Here is a 17,163-nt window from a genome sequence, read left to right on the forward strand (position 1 = left end):
GAATTGGCAGGATAATAAAATCACGCTCCCGTGATCAGGGATCGGCGACGCCGGTTTCGACGGCTGTCACGAGACCCCGGACATAAAAAAAACCCCGATCCTTTCGGACCGGGGTTCTAATCATAAGACGATGAATTGTCTTATTTTACAGCAGCTTCATAAAGCTCGAGGACGTAGTCCCAATTGACCATGTTGTCGACAAAGGCTTCCAGGTATTTTGGACGCGCATTGCGGTAATCGATGTAGTAGGAGTGCTCCCAAACATCGCAGCCCAGGACCGGGGTCGCGCCATGAACGAGCGGGTTCTCACCGTTCGGCGTCTTCATGATTTCCAGTTTGCCATCCTTGACAGCAAGCCATGCCCAACCGGAACCGAACTGGCCGATACCGGCAGCAATGAAGTCCGCGCGGAATTTGTCGAAGCCGCCAAGATCACTGTCGATGGCAGAAGCGATTGCGCCCGGCAGCGAGGTGCCGCCACCATCCTTCTTCATCCATTTCCAGAAATGAATGTGGTTGTAATGCTGGCCGGCATTGTTGAAGAGCGGAGCGTTCTTGCCGTAGCTCTCTTTTACGATCTCTTCCAGAGACTTGCCTTCAAGGCCGCTGCCTGCCAGCAGCTCATTGCCCTTGGTGACATAGGCCTGGTGGTGCTTGTCATGGTGAAACTCAAGCGTTTCAGCAGACATGTAAGGGGCCAGCGCATCATATGCGTACGGCAGGTCAGGCAATTCGAAAGACATGACAAACTCCTCAAAAAGGTCATTGACCGGCGGTCTGGACCAAAGGCCCGAAGGGCCGTGTCGAGCGGCAAAATAGGATTGCCGGGCCCGGACGGCAAGCACCGAAGTCCAAAATAAAGAAATTTTTTCTTTTTTTTTAGACCTCGTCCGGCTGGAAGGCGCTGCGAAACAGTTTTCCATCGAAGCTGTCGGGCACCTCACCGTCCCTTGCATAGACGAATAGCGCAGCTCTCAGAATGGCACTGAGAGTGGTCACAAACAGGGCACTGACCAGCATGATAGTGATACCGACGGCCAGAAGGCCGCCGCCCAGCGCCGGGTTGTCATCAAACTCGGACACGCCCCAAAACAGCAGTGGAAGCGCCAACAGAGAGGTGCCCAGGTTCAGGACACCCAGACCGACATAACCGACCAGCGCCTCTCCCCATGTCTTTCGAATTGCACCCACCGAACGTTTGACCGCAGCAACCGGCCCGACACCGTCAACCACCAGGATCGGCATTACAAAATAGGTGGCAACGGCCCAACCTGCCCCAAGCAAATCGACGAACACATTGCCAAGACCACGCATCCGGCTCTCCAGGATCTGCAAAAGCCAACCGACGGTCGCCGTAATCAGTGCCCAGACCAGAATGTGAGGCAATCTGCGTAGCGCGGAACTGAGACCATCCTTGATGGTTGGATTTCCACCGCCAAACCGGATCAAGGCACACGTCAGCAGACCGGCGTTGAAGAAGATCATGACGAAATAGCTGACGAAAAAGAGCACAAACGCCGTCCCCCAAAACCAGGGAGACTGATCGGGTTGAGCCTGGTCCAAGGTGGACTGAGCTAAGCCCTGCAAAGTGGGCGACAGATAGACAACCCAGGCGCCGCTTCCAACAATAGCGACCAATGAGGCTGCGCTCATGATCGGAAACAGCAGCATTTCCTTGTCGAGCATAAGCACCTTCCAGCTTGCTTTGGCAAAGGTGAATGCCCGTTCGAACTTCTCAATCACAATCGGCCTCCTGATCGAAACATTCCGCTACATGACCTAAACCAGAGAGCTAAGGAGAAGAGCGGGATGCAGTTGGCATTGTAGAGTTCAGAAAAATCGAGGAATCATGCGCCATGTACTGGTTAAACTACAAAGCATTTAGAGCACCAGACCAGAACAGGAACTTTCATTTACCTGCCGAAACATAGGTCGCCATAATATCAATCACAAGAATACAGACGGTAACATGAATAATGTTTCACCCACCTGACTGTGTTCTACCTATCGCGTGTTGCATTAAATGCACCTGAAAGCTCAATAAGAGGGCCTTCAAAAAACTGATCAGTGTTTGGTGAAGCAAAATTCGTTGCGAGGTCGAGCAGCCTACCGCTTTGCAGGATATTCAGTCCGCGCTGGAATCAAAATACGAACACACCTCTGCAAACATTTGTTTTTAAACATCCATTTCCCTCTTCCCCCGTCAAATACTCAAGCAACCAGTTATGTAGCTGGCCACTTAATCAACCAAATAGTTGACTATTTCCTGCTACGCTGATAATTCATCCAAATGGTTGAATGATAGATTCATCCGAGCTTCCGGTCCGACAACGAGATCACCGGAACCCGGGTGGCCTGAAGGGAGGCAAGACATGGAATTTGCCAATGTGAATTGGATCGCAGTTATTGCCGGAACAGTTGTAGCATTCCTGTTCGGTTGGCTCGTCTATTCTCCGATGCTCTTTGCCAAGGCCTGGGCAGAAGGGTCTGGCATCGAGCTTACGGCTGAAAGTCGACCTCCCATGGGTGCGATGGTTCTACAGATTGTCGGCCTGTTCTTTCTGGCAACCGTTATCGGTGTGACCGCCACCATCAACGCCTTGTTTGCAGCTATTCTTGCCATACTGGCCGCTGCCTGCCTGACAATTTCAAACGGTGCGTTTTGCGGCAAGTCCAGAGCTGCCCTGACAATCGATGCCGGCTACATCATCGGTGCGGGCATTCTGATGATCGCGGCCCAGGGCATTCTCTAGAGTCTCCATCCCTGACGAGGCCCACAGGAAGCAAATTCCTGCGGGCTTTTTTGCGTCATCCCATGAGTTTGGCAAACAAAGTCGTCCTGCCACGTTCTGGTCGGACGTGTCCGACGCCTCTTTGGCTTTGCCGGTGACAATCTTGCCAATGCGTGGCAGGGTTGAAACATTCGGCCACCCTCCCCGCTCTGGCGCGTTTCCAGCCAGCAATCTCAATTCGAAAGAGGTTCGCATGCCAACACAGGACCGTGCTCCGATCGCACTCGCCCTAGGTGGACTTTTTTCGCTGGCGGCTGCCATGGGCATCGGGCGCTTCGTCTACACACCGATCCTCCCTTTCATGACCGACGGACTGAAGCTTCCCGCCGATGATGCCGGCCTGATCGCATCCGCCAATTTCCTGGGCTATCTTGTCGGTGCACTCGCCGGGGCAGCACGATCTCTCCCGGGCAATCCGCGGCACTGGTTCCTGGCAGGCCTCCTGGTAAGCGCGATTACGAGCGCAGCTATGGCGATCACTTCCACGCTTGCCCTGTTTCTTTTCATCCGCTTCGTCAGCGGAATTGCCAGCGCGTTTGTGCTTGTATTTTCAACAACATTGGTGCTGGAACGCCTGAATGCTGCAGGCCGCGGCAGTCTGTCAGCAGTTCATTTCGGCGGCGTTGGCTGCGGCATCGCATTTTCCGCGCTTCTGATCAGCGGCACTGCACATTATTCAGAAAACTGGCAAACTCTCTGGATCGTCAGCGCAATCGCAACGTTCATTTTCATGGCACTTGCTGCCCGGCTCGTACCGCCGCTGACCAAGGCCGCGCAGGCTGCGGAGAACGACTCTCGGCACGACGGCGAACCGCCGAAACTGATCAACAGCAGTCTGATACGCCTCATCCTGGCATATGGCCTGTTCGGGTTCGGCTATGTCATCACCGCAACATTCGTATCGGCAATCGCAAGATCCATTCCTGCCCTGCAGCCGACGGAGCAATTCGTTTGGCTGGCTGTCGGACTGTGCGCCGCCCCTTCCATCTATATCTGGAACAAGGTTGCGAACGCTGCCGGGGCACGCAAGGCCTTTGCCATTGCCTGTGTCCTGGAGGCAGGTGGTGTCGCGCTGACGGTGCTCAGCACTGCACCTGTCGTGTTTTTGCTGGGAGCCGCTTTGCTCGGCCTGACATTCATGGGCATCACCGCCCTCGGCTTGATGGAGGCGCGCCGCCTCGCCGATGCAGGCGGACCGGCCTCGGTCCGCCAAATGCTGGCGGTCATGACCGCCAGTTTTGGCCTGGGACAGGTAATAGGTCCTTGGTTTGCGGGGAGCCTGCATGCCGTGACGGGCTCGTTCGAAGCCCCGTCACTGGCCGCGGCCGCAGCTCTGCTCGTCGCTGCGGCACTGGTTGTGCGATAAACTTTCCGCGATGATCAGGAGTGCGAGAAGTCCCAGTAGAGATCGCGCGCCCGTGCAGCAATCGGCCCCGGCTGCAGGTCACGTTCCTCGATGCGTTTGACCGGTGTCACCTTGTTGTAGTTGCCGGTCGAGAAAATCTCGTCTGCTTCCAGGAACTCGTCGTAATGCATTGTCCGCTCGAACACTTCGTAACCGGCTGAATCGAGCAACTGGATGACACGCTGACGTGTAATCCCGTTCAGGAAGGTGCCGTTCGGAGCCGGAGTATGCACCTTGCCATCCTTGGCCATGAAAATATTGGCCGAAGTCAGTTCGGCAACGTTTCCAACCATGTCTCGGACAACCGCATTGTCAAAGCCGCGGGACTTGGCTTCCAGCATGGCGCGGGCATTGTTGGGATAAAGACACCCCGCCTTGGCGTTGACAGGCATACATTCCATGGTCGGGCGCCTGTAAGGAGAAAGTGTGATGCTTGATGCGGCATCCTTTGGCGCCATTGGCGCATCGAAGAGACACAGGCAGAAGCGGGTGGTTTCCGGATCACCGGTGATAATGCCGTGACCGTCTCCTTCAATCCAATACATCGGCTTGACGTAGATCTGCTGATGGCTGCCGAATTTTTCGCAGCCTTCCTTGGTCAGCTCGATCATCTCGCCGACCTGCATGGTCGGTTTCATGCCAAGGGCAACAGCTGAATCGTTCACTCGTTTGCAGTGCAAATCGATGTCGGGCATGACGCCCTCGAAGAAGCGGCCGCCATCGAACACGCTCGACCCAAGCCAGGAGGCATGGGTCCGAGGACCCATGATGGGCGGGTTACCTTCGTGCCAGTCTCCATCGATCCAGGTCCAGGTGTCGCTCAAACCGCTCATAAATCGTCCCTCTTCGTCGCTGCTGTTCGGCAGTTCGTTCCGCCGACACAACACCGGCTGTTTCCTTGGGTCAATAGCTTACCAGAACTTTGAGAAAAGTTGCCGCCTTTATTCTCCATCACCACCTGATTGGAGATGGTTTCATTCGAATAATTACGACAAGAGGAATTTTCTTTCTGACATGTTTTACCAGACCGGACTTACTGCCTGTCACACGAAAAATTCTTCTTCAAGGTCACATTCCTGCAATGCGCAGCCTTACTCAAAAGGACCTTTTGTCATCCGCATCGCCCAGCTCACCGCGTTGACACAGCGCGGCGTTCCTTACGGCAAAGTGATGATTGACAATCACTCATTTTTGTTCACTATATGTTCCTTTCAGCTACAGGATGATGGATATGGAACAACGCATCTCGATGACAACGCTTGCAGTACCGGATGTTGCAGAAGCCCGGCGTTTTTTTGAGGAAGGTCTCGGCTGGACCGTAAATGCCGCCCCCTCACCTGAAGTGGTTTTCTTCCAGATTGTCGGAAGCGTTTTCTCCCTTTACAGCCGCGACGCACTTGCCAATGAGATCGGGCGCGAGGTCACGCAGGAAACGACCGGAGCGATGACACTTGCCTGGAACGCCCGATCGAAAGCAGAAGTCGACGAAATGTTTGCCAAGGCAGTCTCGGCGGGCGCTGCGCCCGTCAAACATCCGGAAAAGGCGTTCTGGGGTGGATATTCTTCCTATGTGGAAGTCCCCGGCGGACATCTCCTTGAAATAGCTCACAATCCCTTCTGGGCCATCGAAGAAGACGGCTCGATCACGTTGCCTCCAGCCCAATAGTGCAAAAAAGAGGTTGGATGCGACCTTTGTCGCAGTCAACAGCGCTTGACGCACGGTCTGCCACGGGGTTCTCTTTCGCAATCCCAGAGTGACTTCGGATCAGGACGGTATCGGTCACGATAATTCGGATCGAGTGCAGTTGCTCTATCACGAGAGATACACGGGCAAACCCAGTTTCACGAGCAGCACTTTTGTGCCCTGGTTGTTAAACTCTTGCCCATTGAGCAGGCCAAGGAGGGCCAGAGATGGCGTATGCTGCCTTTGTGTTTGATGCGTATGGAACCTTGTTCGACGTACATGCGGCCGTACGCAAGCACGCAGCCAAGCTTGGTCCGGATGCCCAGCGGTTGTCCTCGCTGTGGCGGGAAAAGCAGCTGGAATATTCCTGGGTCCGCGCTCTCATGGGCCGGTACAAGGACTTTTGGGAACTGACGGAACAGGGGCTGGACACGGCCTTCGCCCTAGTTCCTTCGGCGGACAAGTCCCTGCGCGATGACCTCTTGAATGCTTATTGGAAACTGGATTGTTACCCTGAGGTGCCTCAGGTTCTGACAACACTCAAGGCAACCGGGGCCAAAATCGCGATCCTGTCCAACGGCTCTCCGAAAATGCTTGAGGCGGCTGCGAAGGCGGCCGGCCTGACGGAACTCTTTGACGAGATTTTCTCCGTCGACGAGCTGCGCACCTTCAAGACCGATCCTCAAGTATACGAAATGGTGACGACGCACTTCCGGATCTATCCGGAAGAGGTCTCATTCCAGTCTTCAAACCGATGGGACATCGCCGGAGCAGCCGCGTTCGGCTTCCGCACTGTGTGGATGAACAGAACCGGCATGCCGGACGAATATCCGGATCTTGCCCCCAAAGCGGTTCTGGCCGACCTCACCGGCCTCACAACATTGGGTTAAGCCTGGATCACCTGAAATACGCCCTGCCAGCGGCCATCCGTTGGCAGGGCACTCAAGGGCAACGTGCCGGGACGACTAGAAAGCCCGGGAAATGCCCAGCATGAAGCGGTGATTTCCCGAATTCCGGCTGACGCTGGTTCCGCCAAAATTCGACTTGTCATCAACGATGCCTGTCAACGAATAGTCCGCCCGAACGCGCCAGTTTTCCTGAACTGCAACTTCAAGGCCACCACCGACGACCGGACCGAGAGAAACAGACGACTTCTCCTTTCCGTTGGCCTTCAGGCTGTGCTCAGTCGCTGCCACGCCAACACTCAGATAAGGCATGAAATTGCCCAAGGGCAGCCCGGCCCGCGCCTTGGCATTAACGGTCCATTTCGCTCCTGCTTCGACGGTGCCAAGCGTCGGATGCTTGCTCTTTTCGCGCCCGCCCAGATAGGTCGCGCCACCTTCAACACCAAGCACGAAGCGGGAAACTTCCCAGTTGTAACCACCAAACAATCCAAAGGCGGCATCAACCCGGGACAGGTCCTTTGACCTGCCATTCGCCTTCACATCAGTGACCGTCTGAGAAGGCCCAGCTTCAAATCCGATATACGGTCCGGCCCATAGTGAATCGGGTGCAGCAACAGGAACGAATTCCGGCTCTCCAAACGTTCCCGGATCAGCCGCGTGTGCGCCCGATATCAACACAACCAGAACGCCGCAAAGGATCAGTGGTTCCAGCAGCCAGTGGCGGCGAAGGCCCCGCAGGACCGTCTTGCGCGCGGCCATCTCCCCGACGTTGACGCGCGTTGCCGGAGCAAAAAAATCATAATTGGCAAAAGGACTTACCATAAACGATCTCACTTCATTCTTATGATGATGATCGAATTACAACAGCCATTTCTTATTGTAAAACGATAATTTTAAATATGAAGGCAATAATTTTTTTGTCAATAGCAATATTTTAAATTGCACACTTCAGACAGATGCAGTAGACACGCAGCCATTGAAGCCGGACAAATGGAGTAACCCATGAGCGAACTTGATCGGACCGACCGTGAAAAACGGCTCGCCCGGATTCGCAAACTGTCTGCATTCATGAAGTGGGCAGTTTCGCTGGTCCTTGTCGCCATTATTCTGCTCGGTGGCCTGGTTGTTGTCGAACTGACCTTGCCAACAGAACTGCTGCTTTCGCCGGACGAAACGTTTGATTTTGCGGAGGTTGAACGCCGTCTGGACGAGGTGCCCTATCTTCAAAGGCTTGGCATAGCTGCCCTTTTCGGCATCGCAGTTGCTCTTCTATCACTGGCCGTCTGGAACATCCGTCAGGTGTTCAAGCGGTTCCAGGCAATGGAGTTCTTTTCTCCCAAAACACTGGCCAATGTCATTTCGATCGGTGTCTGGCTGATCGTTTTCGCGATATTCGACCTGATCAGCGACCCCATCGGGTCGGTCATTCTGACTTACGACTTTCCTCCCGGCGAACGCCTGGTCGAAGTCACCTTGGACGGCGCGGAGATTTTCTGCCTGGTGCTGGGAACCTTGATGCTGCTGCTCGGCTGGATCCTGCGGGAAGCTGCGCTGATTGCAGATGAAAACCGCCAGTTCGTGTAAATCTCGGTCACGGAGAAAAAACGTGGTTGCTGACATCTCCTCGCAGCCGGGCAAGCGTCTTCAGCGTATCCAACGCTGCGCACAGGCAATGAAATGGGCTGCCTCCATCTGCCTTGCCGGCCTGGTTCCGCTCTCGGGTCTCCTGGCTCTTTCTGTGTTGTATCCCCATTACGTGCCCTTCATCGGCGACAATCCGGTTTCGATTGGTGAGGAAGAGAGGATGCTCTCTGAGCTTTCACTGGCGCAGCGTGGATCACTGACCGTCCTGCTCATCGTTTCGCTATCCTTGCTTCTGGGAGCGCTTTGGACTTTGAGGGGCTTGTTTGCGCGCTTCCAGAATGCGGAGTTCTTTACCGGTAGAACCCTGGACGCTATGGCGTCTTTGGGATTTTGGCTGATCTCTTACGCAATATTCGACTTTGCCAGCGATCCCGTTTCGACGCTTATCGCAACTATGGACTACCCGGAAGGCCAAAGGGTTGTTGACGTCAGCGTTGATGGTGGGGAAATATTTTGCATGATTCTCGGGACACTGATGCTGTTGCTCGGCTGGGTCATGCGCGAGGCAGCTGCGCTCGCTGAAGAAAACCGACAAATAGTATAGCGACCCTTCATGCCCATCATCATCGAACTGGATGTCATGCTCGCGCGCCGCAAGATGCGGTCGAAGGAGCTCGCAGAACGCATCGGCATCACCGAGCAGAACGTTTCCCTGCTGAAATCAGGCAAGGTTAAGGGCGTCCGCTTCGAAACGCTGGAAAAGATCTGCGAAGTGCTGGACTGCCAACCAGGTGACATTTTGATCTACGAACCAGACAACAGTGCCGAGAGCTAAAGAGAACCGTTTTCAGACCTGTTTTTCATCCCGGGAACTCCAGCCCGGCGCAAGCCAGCCCTTCTACTGCTTCACCGGTAATCCGGACAATCCAGAAAGCACAGGTGACCTGGCGGCCATGGCACTCAAGAAACCCTATTTCGACGAACGGCCTGCACCCGCATCCAGAGCACGCTTTAGAACCGGCAAGCTTCTGAACCTGCAGGAAAAGCCGGTCTGTGATTGCACGCTGTATGACCTTGAAAACGGCAATACCGGCATCATCCTTCAGAACGAAGAACAGGTGGTTCCGGAAACAGTGTTCATTCAGGACGACAAGGACCTGACATTCACGCTCGCCCAGATCCGCTGGCGCATGGGGCCTTACCTCTTCAGCGAGAACCTGGAACGACCAGTGCCTCTAAGCCAGGTCCAGAAGGGATGACCATCGTTTTTGATTTTCAGATAGCTAGAAACCTGCATCAAAGTTCAACCTGTAATTAAGTCTCGCAAGTTACGCTCGCATAGAATGTTACTTGGTTTGAGAAGTTGATGACGTCTGAGCGTTCCTTTCATAAGTATCCAAAAAGCCTTTGGTTTTTTGCATTTACTGCCTTTATTTTCTGTCTTCAGTATTTCCCGACTGTTGGTGTGTTTCTGATGATGGTCGGTGCTATACTTTGGTCGATCCTACTAATAAATCTGGGCTTTTTTGGTATTGCAACTGAAGCGATCATGGGGCGGGTCCACAGGATATGGATAATATTTCCCATCCTTTGGTTTGGCGGTTACTTTCTGTTTGCACTCAACGATCATTTGACCGTCTCACAGTTGCAGACTGAACTTGGTCAAGCAAACGCGGCTGTCGCCATCCCCTTCGACGCCACGTTCGATGAACTGATTTTCACGAACTTCAATGTCGCTGCAGATCTGGTCGAGGACTATAGAGTTCCAGTTGTCTTCATCAACAATGCTGGCAACGGAAAAACGGGTACGGTTGCTGCTCAACTGGCAAAGATGTCTCTTTGTGACCTGGTTCGCTTTGACCCCGCCTTCAGGGAAGCCGGAATTCACATTCGTCTTATTCGGACGAAATCCAAGGGAGACGTTCGTTCGACCTGGGACGAAAGCCGATGCATTCTATTTTTGCCCCTAAAGTCCGAGCCTCAAGGCATAACCGTCGTTGAATCCACTTCCACCCAGATAGAATATGGCTTGCCTGTTGAATTCTCCGAAATGATCATAACCACTATAGACAACAACCAACATGCACTCGTGTATGGAAAGGCTCGCCCCCTAAGCTGGTGGCCTAAACCCATTATTGGCTGCGCCCTAAATTCCTCCAATCCGAGCTGGGATTGCTTTTGGGAATTCTCTCGTGACAACGTGGTACTCGCTGCTCCACCTGATCGAAAATACCGCGTAGCGTCTGATCTTATTGCTAACGTCCTAGGATTAGAACTTGTTACGGCTGAAACCCAACAGGTCGTGCAGTCTTCAGACCTAAAAGCTTTGATGCAAAGCATTGTCGACGAATTCAGGTCAACGGAGCAGCGTTCGGAGTTCCTGCAAAGCACCTCGACGGACTGAGCTCTTGTCAAACTGCTTCTCAATCCGAAGAGACCATCAAAACCATGGCGACAAGGAACTTATTCAGCCGCTTCCGCAGACCCGTAGCCCAACTGTTCGTTCAGCTTGCCGATCAGGCCGATCGCGGCTTCCGCGATAACAGTGCCAGGGGGGAAGATTGCCGCAGCGCCCGACTGGTAGAGTTCGTCATAATCCTGCGGCGGCACGACACCGCCGACAACAATCATGATGTCCTCACGCCCCTCCTCCGCCAGTGCCTTCTTCAAGGCCGGAACGAGGGTCAGATGGCCCGCGGCAAGCGATGACACACCAACCACGTGGACGTCGTTTTCTACGGCCTGACGGGCAGCTTCTTCCGGTGTCTGGAAGAGCGGACCGATATCGACGTCGAAACCAAGATCGGCGAATGCCGAAGCAATCACCTTCTGGCCGCGGTCGTGTCCGTCCTGTCCCATCTTGGCGACAAGAATACGCGGCCGACGGCCATCGTTGTCCTCGAAGGCCTCAACCAGTTTCTGAACCTTTTCCATGGCTCCGGACATGCCACCTGCTTCCCGTTTGTAGACACCGGAGATCGATTTGATTTCCGCCTTGTGGCGATCAAACACTTTTTCCATCGCCAATGATATCTCACCGACGGTCGCTTTGGCACGTGCCGCCTTCACGGAAAGATCCAGAAGGTTGCCGTCCCCGGTCTCGGCGCATTTGGTCAGGGCATCAAGTGCGGCTTGGGTCTCGCTCTCGTCGCGCTCTTCGCGCAGGCGTTTCAGCTTGTCGATCTGCGCGGCCCGAACCTGCGCATTGTCCACTTTCAGGACATCGATTGCCTCTTCACTGTCCGGCTTGAACTTGTTGACGCCGACAACGGTCTGGGCACCGCTGTCAATCCGCGCCTGCGTCTTGGCAGCCGCCTCTTCAATCCGCAGCTTCGGAATGCCTTTTTCAATAGCCTTTGCCATTCCACCAAGCTCTTCCACTTCGCGGATGTGGGCCATTGCCTTTTCAGCAAGATCGGATGTCAGCTTCTCGACATAATAGGAACCGCCCCACGGATCGATGACCTTTGTGGTGCCGCTTTCCTGTTGCAGGAACAATTGGGTGTTTCGGGCAATGCGTGCGGAGAAATCGGTCGGCAACGCCAGAGCTTCATCGAGAGCATTTGTGTGCAGCGACTGGGTGTGCCCCTGCGTTGCGGCCATGGCTTCAACACATGTCCGAATGACGTTGTTGAAGACATCTTGCGCGGTCAGCGACCAACCCGACGTCTGCGAATGCGTCCTCAAGGACAGTGATTTCGGGTTCTTCGGCTGGAAATTCTCCTGCATCAGGGTCGCCCAGATCAGACGCGCAGCCCTCAGTTTGGCAACTTCCATGAAGAAGTTCATGCCAATTGCCCAGAAGAACGACAGGCGCGGCGCGAACTGGTCGATATCCATGCCTGCGGCGACACCTGCGCGAGCATATTCAATGCCGTCGGCAATCGTGTAGGCGAGTTCCAGATCCGCCGTCGCCCCTGCTTCCTGCATGTGATAGCCGGAAATGGAAATCGAATTGAATCTCGGCATGTTCCTGGACGTGAACTCGAAAATATCCGAGATGATCCGCATCGAATGCTTGGGCGGGTAAATGTAGGTATTGCGGACCATGAACTCCTTCAGAATGTCGTTCTGAATGGTGCCCGACAGGTCCTTTTGAGCTACACCCTGCTCTTCCGCCGCAACGATGTAGAGAGCCAGAACCGGCAGAACGGCGCCGTTCATGGTCATGGAGACGCTCATCTTGTCCAGCGGAATGCCGGAAAAAAGCGTACGCATGTCATAGATCGAGTCGATCGCAACACCGGCCATGCCGACATCGCCCGCGACACGCGGATGATCACTGTCATAGCCTCTATGCGTTGCCAGGTCGAAGGCCACCGAAAGGCCCTTTTGACCTGCTGCGAGATTACGGCGGTAGAATGCGTTGGAATCTTCAGCAGTCGAAAAGCCTGCATACTGACGAACAGTCCACGGCTGCTGCACGTACATGGTTGGGTAAGGACCCCGCATGAAAGGCGGCAGGCCCGGCCAGGTTTCAAGGTGTTTCAACCCTTCAAGGTCCTCGGAACCATAGACCGGTGGAACTTCGATCTCTTCGGGTGTGTTCCAACCTTTCTCAGAGCCTGCGTCCGCCTCCTTCAGAAAGTTGCGGAAGGGCTTATCGGAGAAATTCGGGATCCTGCTCATTTTAGGACCTCCTGACCAGATTGTCCGGCGCGTTGCGCCTCATTCAGCCGGGCATGGGCATCTTCCAGCAGGTCAAGCAGATTGCAGCCCGCGAAAAGGAAAGTGTCGATGCCAGCGCTTGCATACGCTGTTTCGCGCTCGCCCGGCTTGCCGGCGAGATAGAGATGAGCTGCCCCGGCCTGTTTCAGCTTCCCGGCAATTGCTTGGGCTTCCGCTTCGTAAACGTCGTCCGACGAAACGAGGCAGGCCAGCACCGCTCCACTCTGCCCGAACGCAGCAATCAGATCATCGTGCGAACTGTAGACCGCCACTCCGGCAGCCTTGAAACCGCCCGCCGCGAAGGCATTCGCAGTCCAGGTGGCCCTAGCGGTGAACTGGGCCAAAGATCCGAGAGTTGCCAGGAACACGGTTGGCGCATTGTCGGTATCCCGCTCGAACTTGTCTGCAGCAGATCGCAGGTTTTCAAACGGCTCGGCAATGCGGCGGCCGGAAACCCCGCTGAAAGACTGCCCTTCTGATGCAGCATCTTCGGAACCGGAAAACTCCAGCAAGGCTGTTTCATCCAAAGCCGACTTGCGCAAGGCATTGAACCATTGACCGTCAGCCGGATCAGGAAGATCAGTCAAAGGAGCCGGCAGACAAACCGTGTCGTTCGCCTCACTGCTCAAGACTTTTACCCCGACCTCAGACAGGTCCGGAAACTCGCTGACGCCGGTTATCGGCCGTTTTCTGCGTGCAACACTCTGGTCGACCTTCGCACTGGCATCACTGATACGCTCTTGCACCAGCCCCTGTCGGAGCGCTTGGGCAATTCCTCCTGCAGCTTCGATTTCCTGGAAGAAGGACCATCCCGCATCACACAGTTTTCCGGTTCTGTCTTCAATGGCTCCGGACCCGGCAGCCGGATCCATCACTTTCGAAAGGCTGCTTTCCTCCAGCAGAATGGACTGGGTATTGCGCGCAAGTCTGCGGGCAAATGCATCCGGCAGACCAACAGCAAGCGTGTGCGGGAGTACGCAGACGCTGTCCGCGCCTCCAACCCCGGCAGCAAAGGTCGCAACCGTGTTGCGAAGCAGGTTCACCCAGGGATCCCTGCGGGTCAGCATCCGATAGGACGTTGTCATGTGCAATTGGGCCGGTTTCTGCGGCAATCCGGCGCCATCAAGAACACATGACCACAATGCTCTGATTGCCCTTGCTTTCGCGATTGTGCCGAACTGGTCGGCATCAGCAACAAGGCTGAGAGAGATCCTATCAGCCCAGGCTTCCGCCGGAAGACCCGTCTCTTCCAGTGTACGCAGATGAGCGGCGGCAGACGCCAGAACCAGGGCAAGCTCCTGCGCCGGAGTGGCTCCCGCATTGTGCCATGCCGAGCCATCGGCCTGCAGAATCCGGGCGGAGTTCCCAAGCCCGTCCAGCACCGCGACGGTATCCCGGATTTCCTTTTGAAAGGCCACGTCATCAATGGAGGAACCTGCCGAGACTGCAGCCACGCTAAAGGGATCGCCCCCTGCAACGAGATTGACGGACGACGGATCAACTCCTTGCTTCTCCAGGTACGCCAGAATCAGGGCAAGTGCCTGGAGAGTGCCCTGCCCTGCCTCGATCCTCAGATCAATCAGGTTGAGCTGCACGCCTTTGAAAAGTTTTTCCAAGGTGCTGACGCGATCCGCCCTGAGGCCAAACCCATGCGCAGCAGCCGCACCTGCAAACACCAGTTCAGCACCACTTGCTCCACCTCCCAGATCATCCAGCAATTGCTCGTTGGCCCGGGACGGATCGGCAATGTCTACTCTCTGGACGATTGACCAGTCCTGCTTTCCCGCACGCAGCAACCGGGCTGGTGTGTCGGTCCTGCGCGCGTATAGCGGCGCAATTTCCACGCCGTCGTCGGTTGCTCCATAGAGCCTTTGTCTAGAAGCACCCTTCAGGGCTTTGTCAACGGACGCCCACCATGCCTCTTCATCGGCAGAGTAGAAGCTTTCAGGTCCGGTAAAACTGAGCGGCATTGCAATCGTCTCCCTTGAGCCTCGTTTTAGTCCGTGGCCGCAAAGGTTGGCAACTCAGCACAAAGGGTAAGTATTGAACCGCCGAACTTCGCCTGATGCGCCGCATTGCCTGCGGAATTGGAGAATCAAAACCCGTCATTCACAAAATTTGCATATGCAAATTCTATCGGCTCAAACGGAGAAATCAGGCTGCAATATGTCAATTTTCTGGCGCATTTTGTCAATTTTGCCAGTTTTCCCTATTGGTACGATCTACAATTGTATTGTAGCGTATAAGTGCTGACGCATGGGAAATTCTACCCGTATAAAAAATGCGCGGCATTCGGGTTCTGTTTTCATCTTGCGGGTTGAAACGGAACGCGTGACCAACCCATCAGCGGAGGCGTGTGGCACAGGCCTGTTCCCCCGCAAATGGCGGTTCTTCGCGGACCGCAAAGGATGTGCACAATGCTTGACCAAGCAGAACTGAAAAGCAAGCTGAGAGCGATCTCGGAAGCGAATGCAGCTCACCATGTTCTGGACATTTTGGAATCAAATCTCCGGCGCATGGGCGCGACCCATATTCTGATTACCGGCCTGCCGATGCCTAACAGGCCGATCGACAATCTTGTTCAACGGTTTAGATGGCCAGATCAACGAAACGACGGCATTGAAAGCACGTCTCTTTCGGCAAATGACAGCGCATTGATGCTGGGGCTGGGCTCCAACCGCGCTCGGGTCTGGACGATTACTGCAGGCGATATGGAGCATTCCGACCTTCTGGCTTCGGCCGGTGAAGGCAGCCAGATCGTCGTCGTGCCGGTTACCGAACTTTACCCGTTCCAGGCTTTCGTATTTGCCAGCGGACCTTCGCTTCAGGTCAACAAGTATGATCTTGCCAATCTTGAAGTTCTTTCAGCTGCCGCTTTCTCGCGTCTGCGCGAACTTGGCGTTGTCTCCGGTCAACGGCCCGGCGCACTTTCGACACGCGAACGCAAGGTTCTGGAATTGACCGCTTATGGGAAAACCGCCGGTGAAATCGCCGATGTGCTCGACATTTCCCAAAGGACGGTTCACGCGCATCTGCAAAATGCCAGCGTGAAACTGAACGCTTCCAACAAGACCCATACTGTGGTTGAGGCTTTGCGCTACGGCCAGATCAGCGTCTGACGCCCTTCAAGCATTTCAAGGTTTCCAAAACAAAAAAGGCGCGCCATTGGCGCGCCTTATTCAAACCGGCATCTGGTCTTTCAGACTCTGATCAATAGGTCATCATTGGCGGCAGTTCTTTTGCCTGCTCGACCCATTTGGTGACCTGGCTCTCGCTCGGCACCTGGCGAACAAGTTTCTTGTCCTCGTTCACTTCGCTCATCTTTTCCGCAAGATTTGCAGCGTTGCGATGCTTGAGTTCCTTCACGGTATCGACACCGGCCGCTTCAAGAAGCTCCGAGTATTCCTCGCCAACGCCGCTGATGCGCATCAGGTCTGCCATATTGGCCCACTTCAGGATGCGCTTACCTTCGATGCCGGTTTCCTCCTCGAGAGCCTTGCGGCCTTTCGGATCTTTCGCGCGCTCCAGATAAGCTTCCGTTGTCTTGATGCCAATTTCGCCGAGTTTCGCAGCGTAAGTTGGACCAATGCCTTCGATTTCATCGATGGAATAAGACATGCGCACTGAACTCCTATAAGACCGGTGATCGAACCCTGGGGCAATTAGACGATCTGGCTCAATCCCGGAATTTGTGAAATCACTTCATCAACAACGTCGTCCCCCGCTTTTTCCTTAGCATAGGAAACCAGTTCTTTCACAACACTTTGCACGCCATTCATATCGAGGCCGGCGCTTGTGAGCTCGTTCAACGCAGCCATTGCGCCCATGCCGCCGCCCATCATGCTTCCCAGCCCGCCGAGCAGACCACCGCCGGACTTTTCCTGCTCACGCTCGGCAACGAGATCGGCAGCTCCCGGCAGCGCATCAAAGATCAGCTGCATCTTATCTTCCGGACCTTCCTTGTTCAGGAACCCGAGAATGATGGCGACTGCCTTCTTCGCGACCTCTTTATCGATCCCGGCTGCCGTCATGATCCGGCTGATGAGCTCTTCCATACCATTCTCCTAATTACCAAAGCAGATGTACCAGCACCTGACTGTATTCTCTGCGCAATCTATTAAAGTC

The 17,163-nt window shown here is 54.8% G+C and carries 18 protein-coding genes; 10 read left to right on the top strand and 8 right to left on the bottom strand.

The annotated features are described in order from the left end of the window. Positions 1-140 precede the first annotated feature (140 nt). Positions 141-743, bottom strand: a complete 603-nt coding sequence (locus ABLO27_RS14620) for a superoxide dismutase (protein ID WP_352945407.1) — start codon at positions 741-743, stop codon at positions 141-143. A 136-nt stretch (positions 744-879) separates the two neighbouring features. Further along, positions 880-1,743 (bottom strand): DUF6159 family protein, encoded by an 864-nt coding sequence (locus tag ABLO27_RS14625; protein WP_353033677.1) that lies wholly within the window; start codon positions 1,741-1,743, stop codon positions 880-882. A gap of 629 nt (positions 1,744-2,372) precedes the next feature. Between ABLO27_RS14625 and ABLO27_RS14630 the strand changes: the two genes are divergently transcribed. Together ABLO27_RS14630 and ABLO27_RS14635 are read left to right on the top strand one after the other, a co-directional pair. Next, positions 2,373-2,753: a DUF1761 domain-containing protein gene (locus tag ABLO27_RS14630; RefSeq protein WP_353033678.1), complete on the top strand. Its 381-nt coding sequence runs from the start codon at positions 2,373-2,375 to the stop codon at positions 2,751-2,753. Positions 2,754-2,985: 232 nt separating this feature from the next. Continuing rightward, positions 2,986-4,158 (top strand): YbfB/YjiJ family MFS transporter, encoded by a 1,173-nt coding sequence (locus ABLO27_RS14635; protein WP_353033679.1) that lies wholly within the window; start codon positions 2,986-2,988, stop codon positions 4,156-4,158. A gap of 14 nt (positions 4,159-4,172) precedes the next feature. On the opposite strand, the gene ABLO27_RS14640 is transcribed toward ABLO27_RS14635, so the two are convergent. Continuing rightward, on the bottom strand, positions 4,173-5,030 hold the full coding sequence (locus ABLO27_RS14640; RefSeq protein ID WP_353033680.1) for a branched-chain amino acid aminotransferase: 858 nt from the start codon (positions 5,028-5,030) through the stop codon (positions 4,173-4,175). Positions 5,031-5,428: 398 nt separating this feature from the next. On the opposite strand from ABLO27_RS14640, the gene ABLO27_RS14645 reads away from it, so the two are divergent. Next, complete coding sequence (locus ABLO27_RS14645; protein WP_353033681.1) at positions 5,429-5,863, top strand: VOC family protein; 435 nt, start codon at positions 5,429-5,431, stop codon at positions 5,861-5,863. 245 nt (positions 5,864-6,108) lie between these two features. After that, the gene (locus ABLO27_RS14650; protein ID WP_353033682.1) at positions 6,109-6,771 is read left to right on the top strand and encodes a haloacid dehalogenase type II; all 663 of its coding nucleotides are present in this window, start codon (positions 6,109-6,111) and stop codon (positions 6,769-6,771) included. 75 nt (positions 6,772-6,846) lie between these two features. Here ABLO27_RS14650 and ABLO27_RS14655 read toward each other — a convergent pair whose 3' ends face one another. Continuing rightward, positions 6,847-7,608, bottom strand: coding sequence for an outer membrane protein (locus tag ABLO27_RS14655; protein WP_353033683.1), 762 nt, complete (start codon positions 7,606-7,608; stop codon positions 6,847-6,849). A 180-nt stretch (positions 7,609-7,788) separates the two neighbouring features. On the opposite strand from ABLO27_RS14655, the gene ABLO27_RS14660 reads away from it, so the two are divergent. From ABLO27_RS14660 to ABLO27_RS14680, 5 genes are all read left to right on the top strand, one after another. Continuing rightward, positions 7,789-8,370: a DUF2975 domain-containing protein gene (locus ABLO27_RS14660; protein ID WP_353033684.1), complete on the top strand. Its 582-nt coding sequence runs from the start codon at positions 7,789-7,791 to the stop codon at positions 8,368-8,370. A 22-nt stretch (positions 8,371-8,392) separates the two neighbouring features. Beyond that, positions 8,393-8,974 carry a DUF2975 domain-containing protein gene (locus ABLO27_RS14665; RefSeq protein WP_353033685.1) on the top strand — a complete coding sequence of 194 codons (582 nt, stop codon included), beginning with the start codon at positions 8,393-8,395 and terminating at the stop codon, positions 8,972-8,974. Between the two features lie 9 nt (positions 8,975-8,983). Then, positions 8,984-9,205: a helix-turn-helix domain-containing protein gene (locus ABLO27_RS14670; protein ID WP_353033686.1), complete on the top strand. Its 222-nt coding sequence runs from the start codon at positions 8,984-8,986 to the stop codon at positions 9,203-9,205. After that, positions 9,192-9,629, top strand: coding sequence for a hypothetical protein (locus ABLO27_RS14675; RefSeq protein ID WP_353033687.1), 438 nt, complete (start codon positions 9,192-9,194; stop codon positions 9,627-9,629). The genes ABLO27_RS14670 and ABLO27_RS14675 overlap by 14 nt, the downstream gene beginning before the upstream one ends. Positions 9,630-9,736: 107 nt before the next feature. After that, entirely contained in the window at positions 9,737-10,774 is a 1,038-nt protein-coding gene (locus ABLO27_RS14680; RefSeq protein ID WP_353033688.1) for a hypothetical protein, read from the top strand. A 59-nt stretch (positions 10,775-10,833) separates the two neighbouring features. Here ABLO27_RS14680 and scpA read toward each other — a convergent pair whose 3' ends face one another. Both scpA and ABLO27_RS14690 read right to left on the bottom strand, forming a co-directional pair. Then, on the bottom strand, positions 10,834-12,999 hold the full coding sequence (scpA, locus tag ABLO27_RS14685; RefSeq protein ID WP_353033689.1) for a methylmalonyl-CoA mutase: 2,166 nt from the start codon (positions 12,997-12,999) through the stop codon (positions 10,834-10,836). Continuing rightward, positions 12,996-15,008: a methylmalonyl-CoA mutase family protein gene (locus ABLO27_RS14690; RefSeq protein ID WP_353033690.1), complete on the bottom strand. Its 2,013-nt coding sequence runs from the start codon at positions 15,006-15,008 to the stop codon at positions 12,996-12,998. Before ABLO27_RS14690 ends, scpA begins: the two co-directional genes overlap by 4 nt. Positions 15,009-15,455: 447 nt before the next feature. On the opposite strand from ABLO27_RS14690, the gene ABLO27_RS14695 reads away from it, so the two are divergent. After that, a complete protein-coding gene (locus tag ABLO27_RS14695) occupies positions 15,456-16,157 on the top strand; it encodes a helix-turn-helix domain-containing protein (RefSeq protein WP_353033691.1) in 702 nt (233 codons plus the stop codon). Between the two features lie 91 nt (positions 16,158-16,248). Here the strand turns inward: ABLO27_RS14695 and ABLO27_RS14700 are convergent, their stop codons facing one another. Continuing rightward, a complete protein-coding gene (locus tag ABLO27_RS14700) occupies positions 16,249-16,656 on the bottom strand; it encodes a DUF4332 domain-containing protein (protein ID WP_353033692.1) in 408 nt (135 codons plus the stop codon). 44 nt (positions 16,657-16,700) lie between these two features. Continuing rightward, positions 16,701-17,093 (bottom strand): DUF2780 domain-containing protein, encoded by a 393-nt coding sequence (locus ABLO27_RS14705; protein WP_353033693.1) that lies wholly within the window; start codon positions 17,091-17,093, stop codon positions 16,701-16,703. Positions 17,094-17,163: the final 70 nt, after the last annotated feature.

Source organism: Roseibium sp. SCP15 (assembly GCF_040329435.1).
In the GTDB taxonomy this organism is placed as follows: domain Bacteria; phylum Pseudomonadota; class Alphaproteobacteria; order Rhizobiales; family Stappiaceae; genus Roseibium.

What these genes read in the sequence shown, in the direction of transcription:
- ABLO27_RS14690 (WP_353033690.1), bottom strand. Translation starts at nt 15,008, where the DNA reads ATGCCGCTCAGTTTTACCGGACCTGAAAGCTTCTACTCTGCCGATGAA.
- ABLO27_RS14640 (WP_353033680.1), bottom strand. Translation starts at nt 5,030, where the DNA reads ATGAGCGGTTTGAGCGACACCTGGACCTGGATCGATGGAGACTGGCAC.
- scpA (WP_353033689.1), bottom strand. Translation starts at nt 12,999, where the DNA reads ATGAGCAGGATCCCGAATTTCTCCGATAAGCCCTTCCGCAACTTTCTG.
- ABLO27_RS14670 (WP_353033686.1), top strand. Translation starts at nt 8,984, where the DNA reads ATGCCCATCATCATCGAACTGGATGTCATGCTCGCGCGCCGCAAGATG.
- ABLO27_RS14630 (WP_353033678.1), top strand. Translation starts at nt 2,373, where the DNA reads ATGGAATTTGCCAATGTGAATTGGATCGCAGTTATTGCCGGAACAGTT.
- ABLO27_RS14695 (WP_353033691.1), top strand. Translation starts at nt 15,456, where the DNA reads ATGCTTGACCAAGCAGAACTGAAAAGCAAGCTGAGAGCGATCTCGGAA.
- ABLO27_RS14700 (WP_353033692.1), bottom strand. Translation starts at nt 16,656, where the DNA reads ATGTCTTATTCCATCGATGAAATCGAAGGCATTGGTCCAACTTACGCT.
- ABLO27_RS14655 (WP_353033683.1), bottom strand. Translation starts at nt 7,608, where the DNA reads ATGGTAAGTCCTTTTGCCAATTATGATTTTTTTGCTCCGGCAACGCGC.
- ABLO27_RS14680 (WP_353033688.1), top strand. Translation starts at nt 9,737, where the DNA reads ATGACGTCTGAGCGTTCCTTTCATAAGTATCCAAAAAGCCTTTGGTTT.
- ABLO27_RS14635 (WP_353033679.1), top strand. Translation starts at nt 2,986, where the DNA reads ATGCCAACACAGGACCGTGCTCCGATCGCACTCGCCCTAGGTGGACTT.
- ABLO27_RS14650 (WP_353033682.1), top strand. Translation starts at nt 6,109, where the DNA reads ATGGCGTATGCTGCCTTTGTGTTTGATGCGTATGGAACCTTGTTCGAC.
- ABLO27_RS14705 (WP_353033693.1), bottom strand. Translation starts at nt 17,093, where the DNA reads ATGGAAGAGCTCATCAGCCGGATCATGACGGCAGCCGGGATCGATAAA.
- ABLO27_RS14660 (WP_353033684.1), top strand. Translation starts at nt 7,789, where the DNA reads ATGAGCGAACTTGATCGGACCGACCGTGAAAAACGGCTCGCCCGGATT.
- ABLO27_RS14645 (WP_353033681.1), top strand. Translation starts at nt 5,429, where the DNA reads ATGGAACAACGCATCTCGATGACAACGCTTGCAGTACCGGATGTTGCA.
- ABLO27_RS14620 (WP_352945407.1), bottom strand. Translation starts at nt 743, where the DNA reads ATGTCTTTCGAATTGCCTGACCTGCCGTACGCATATGATGCGCTGGCC.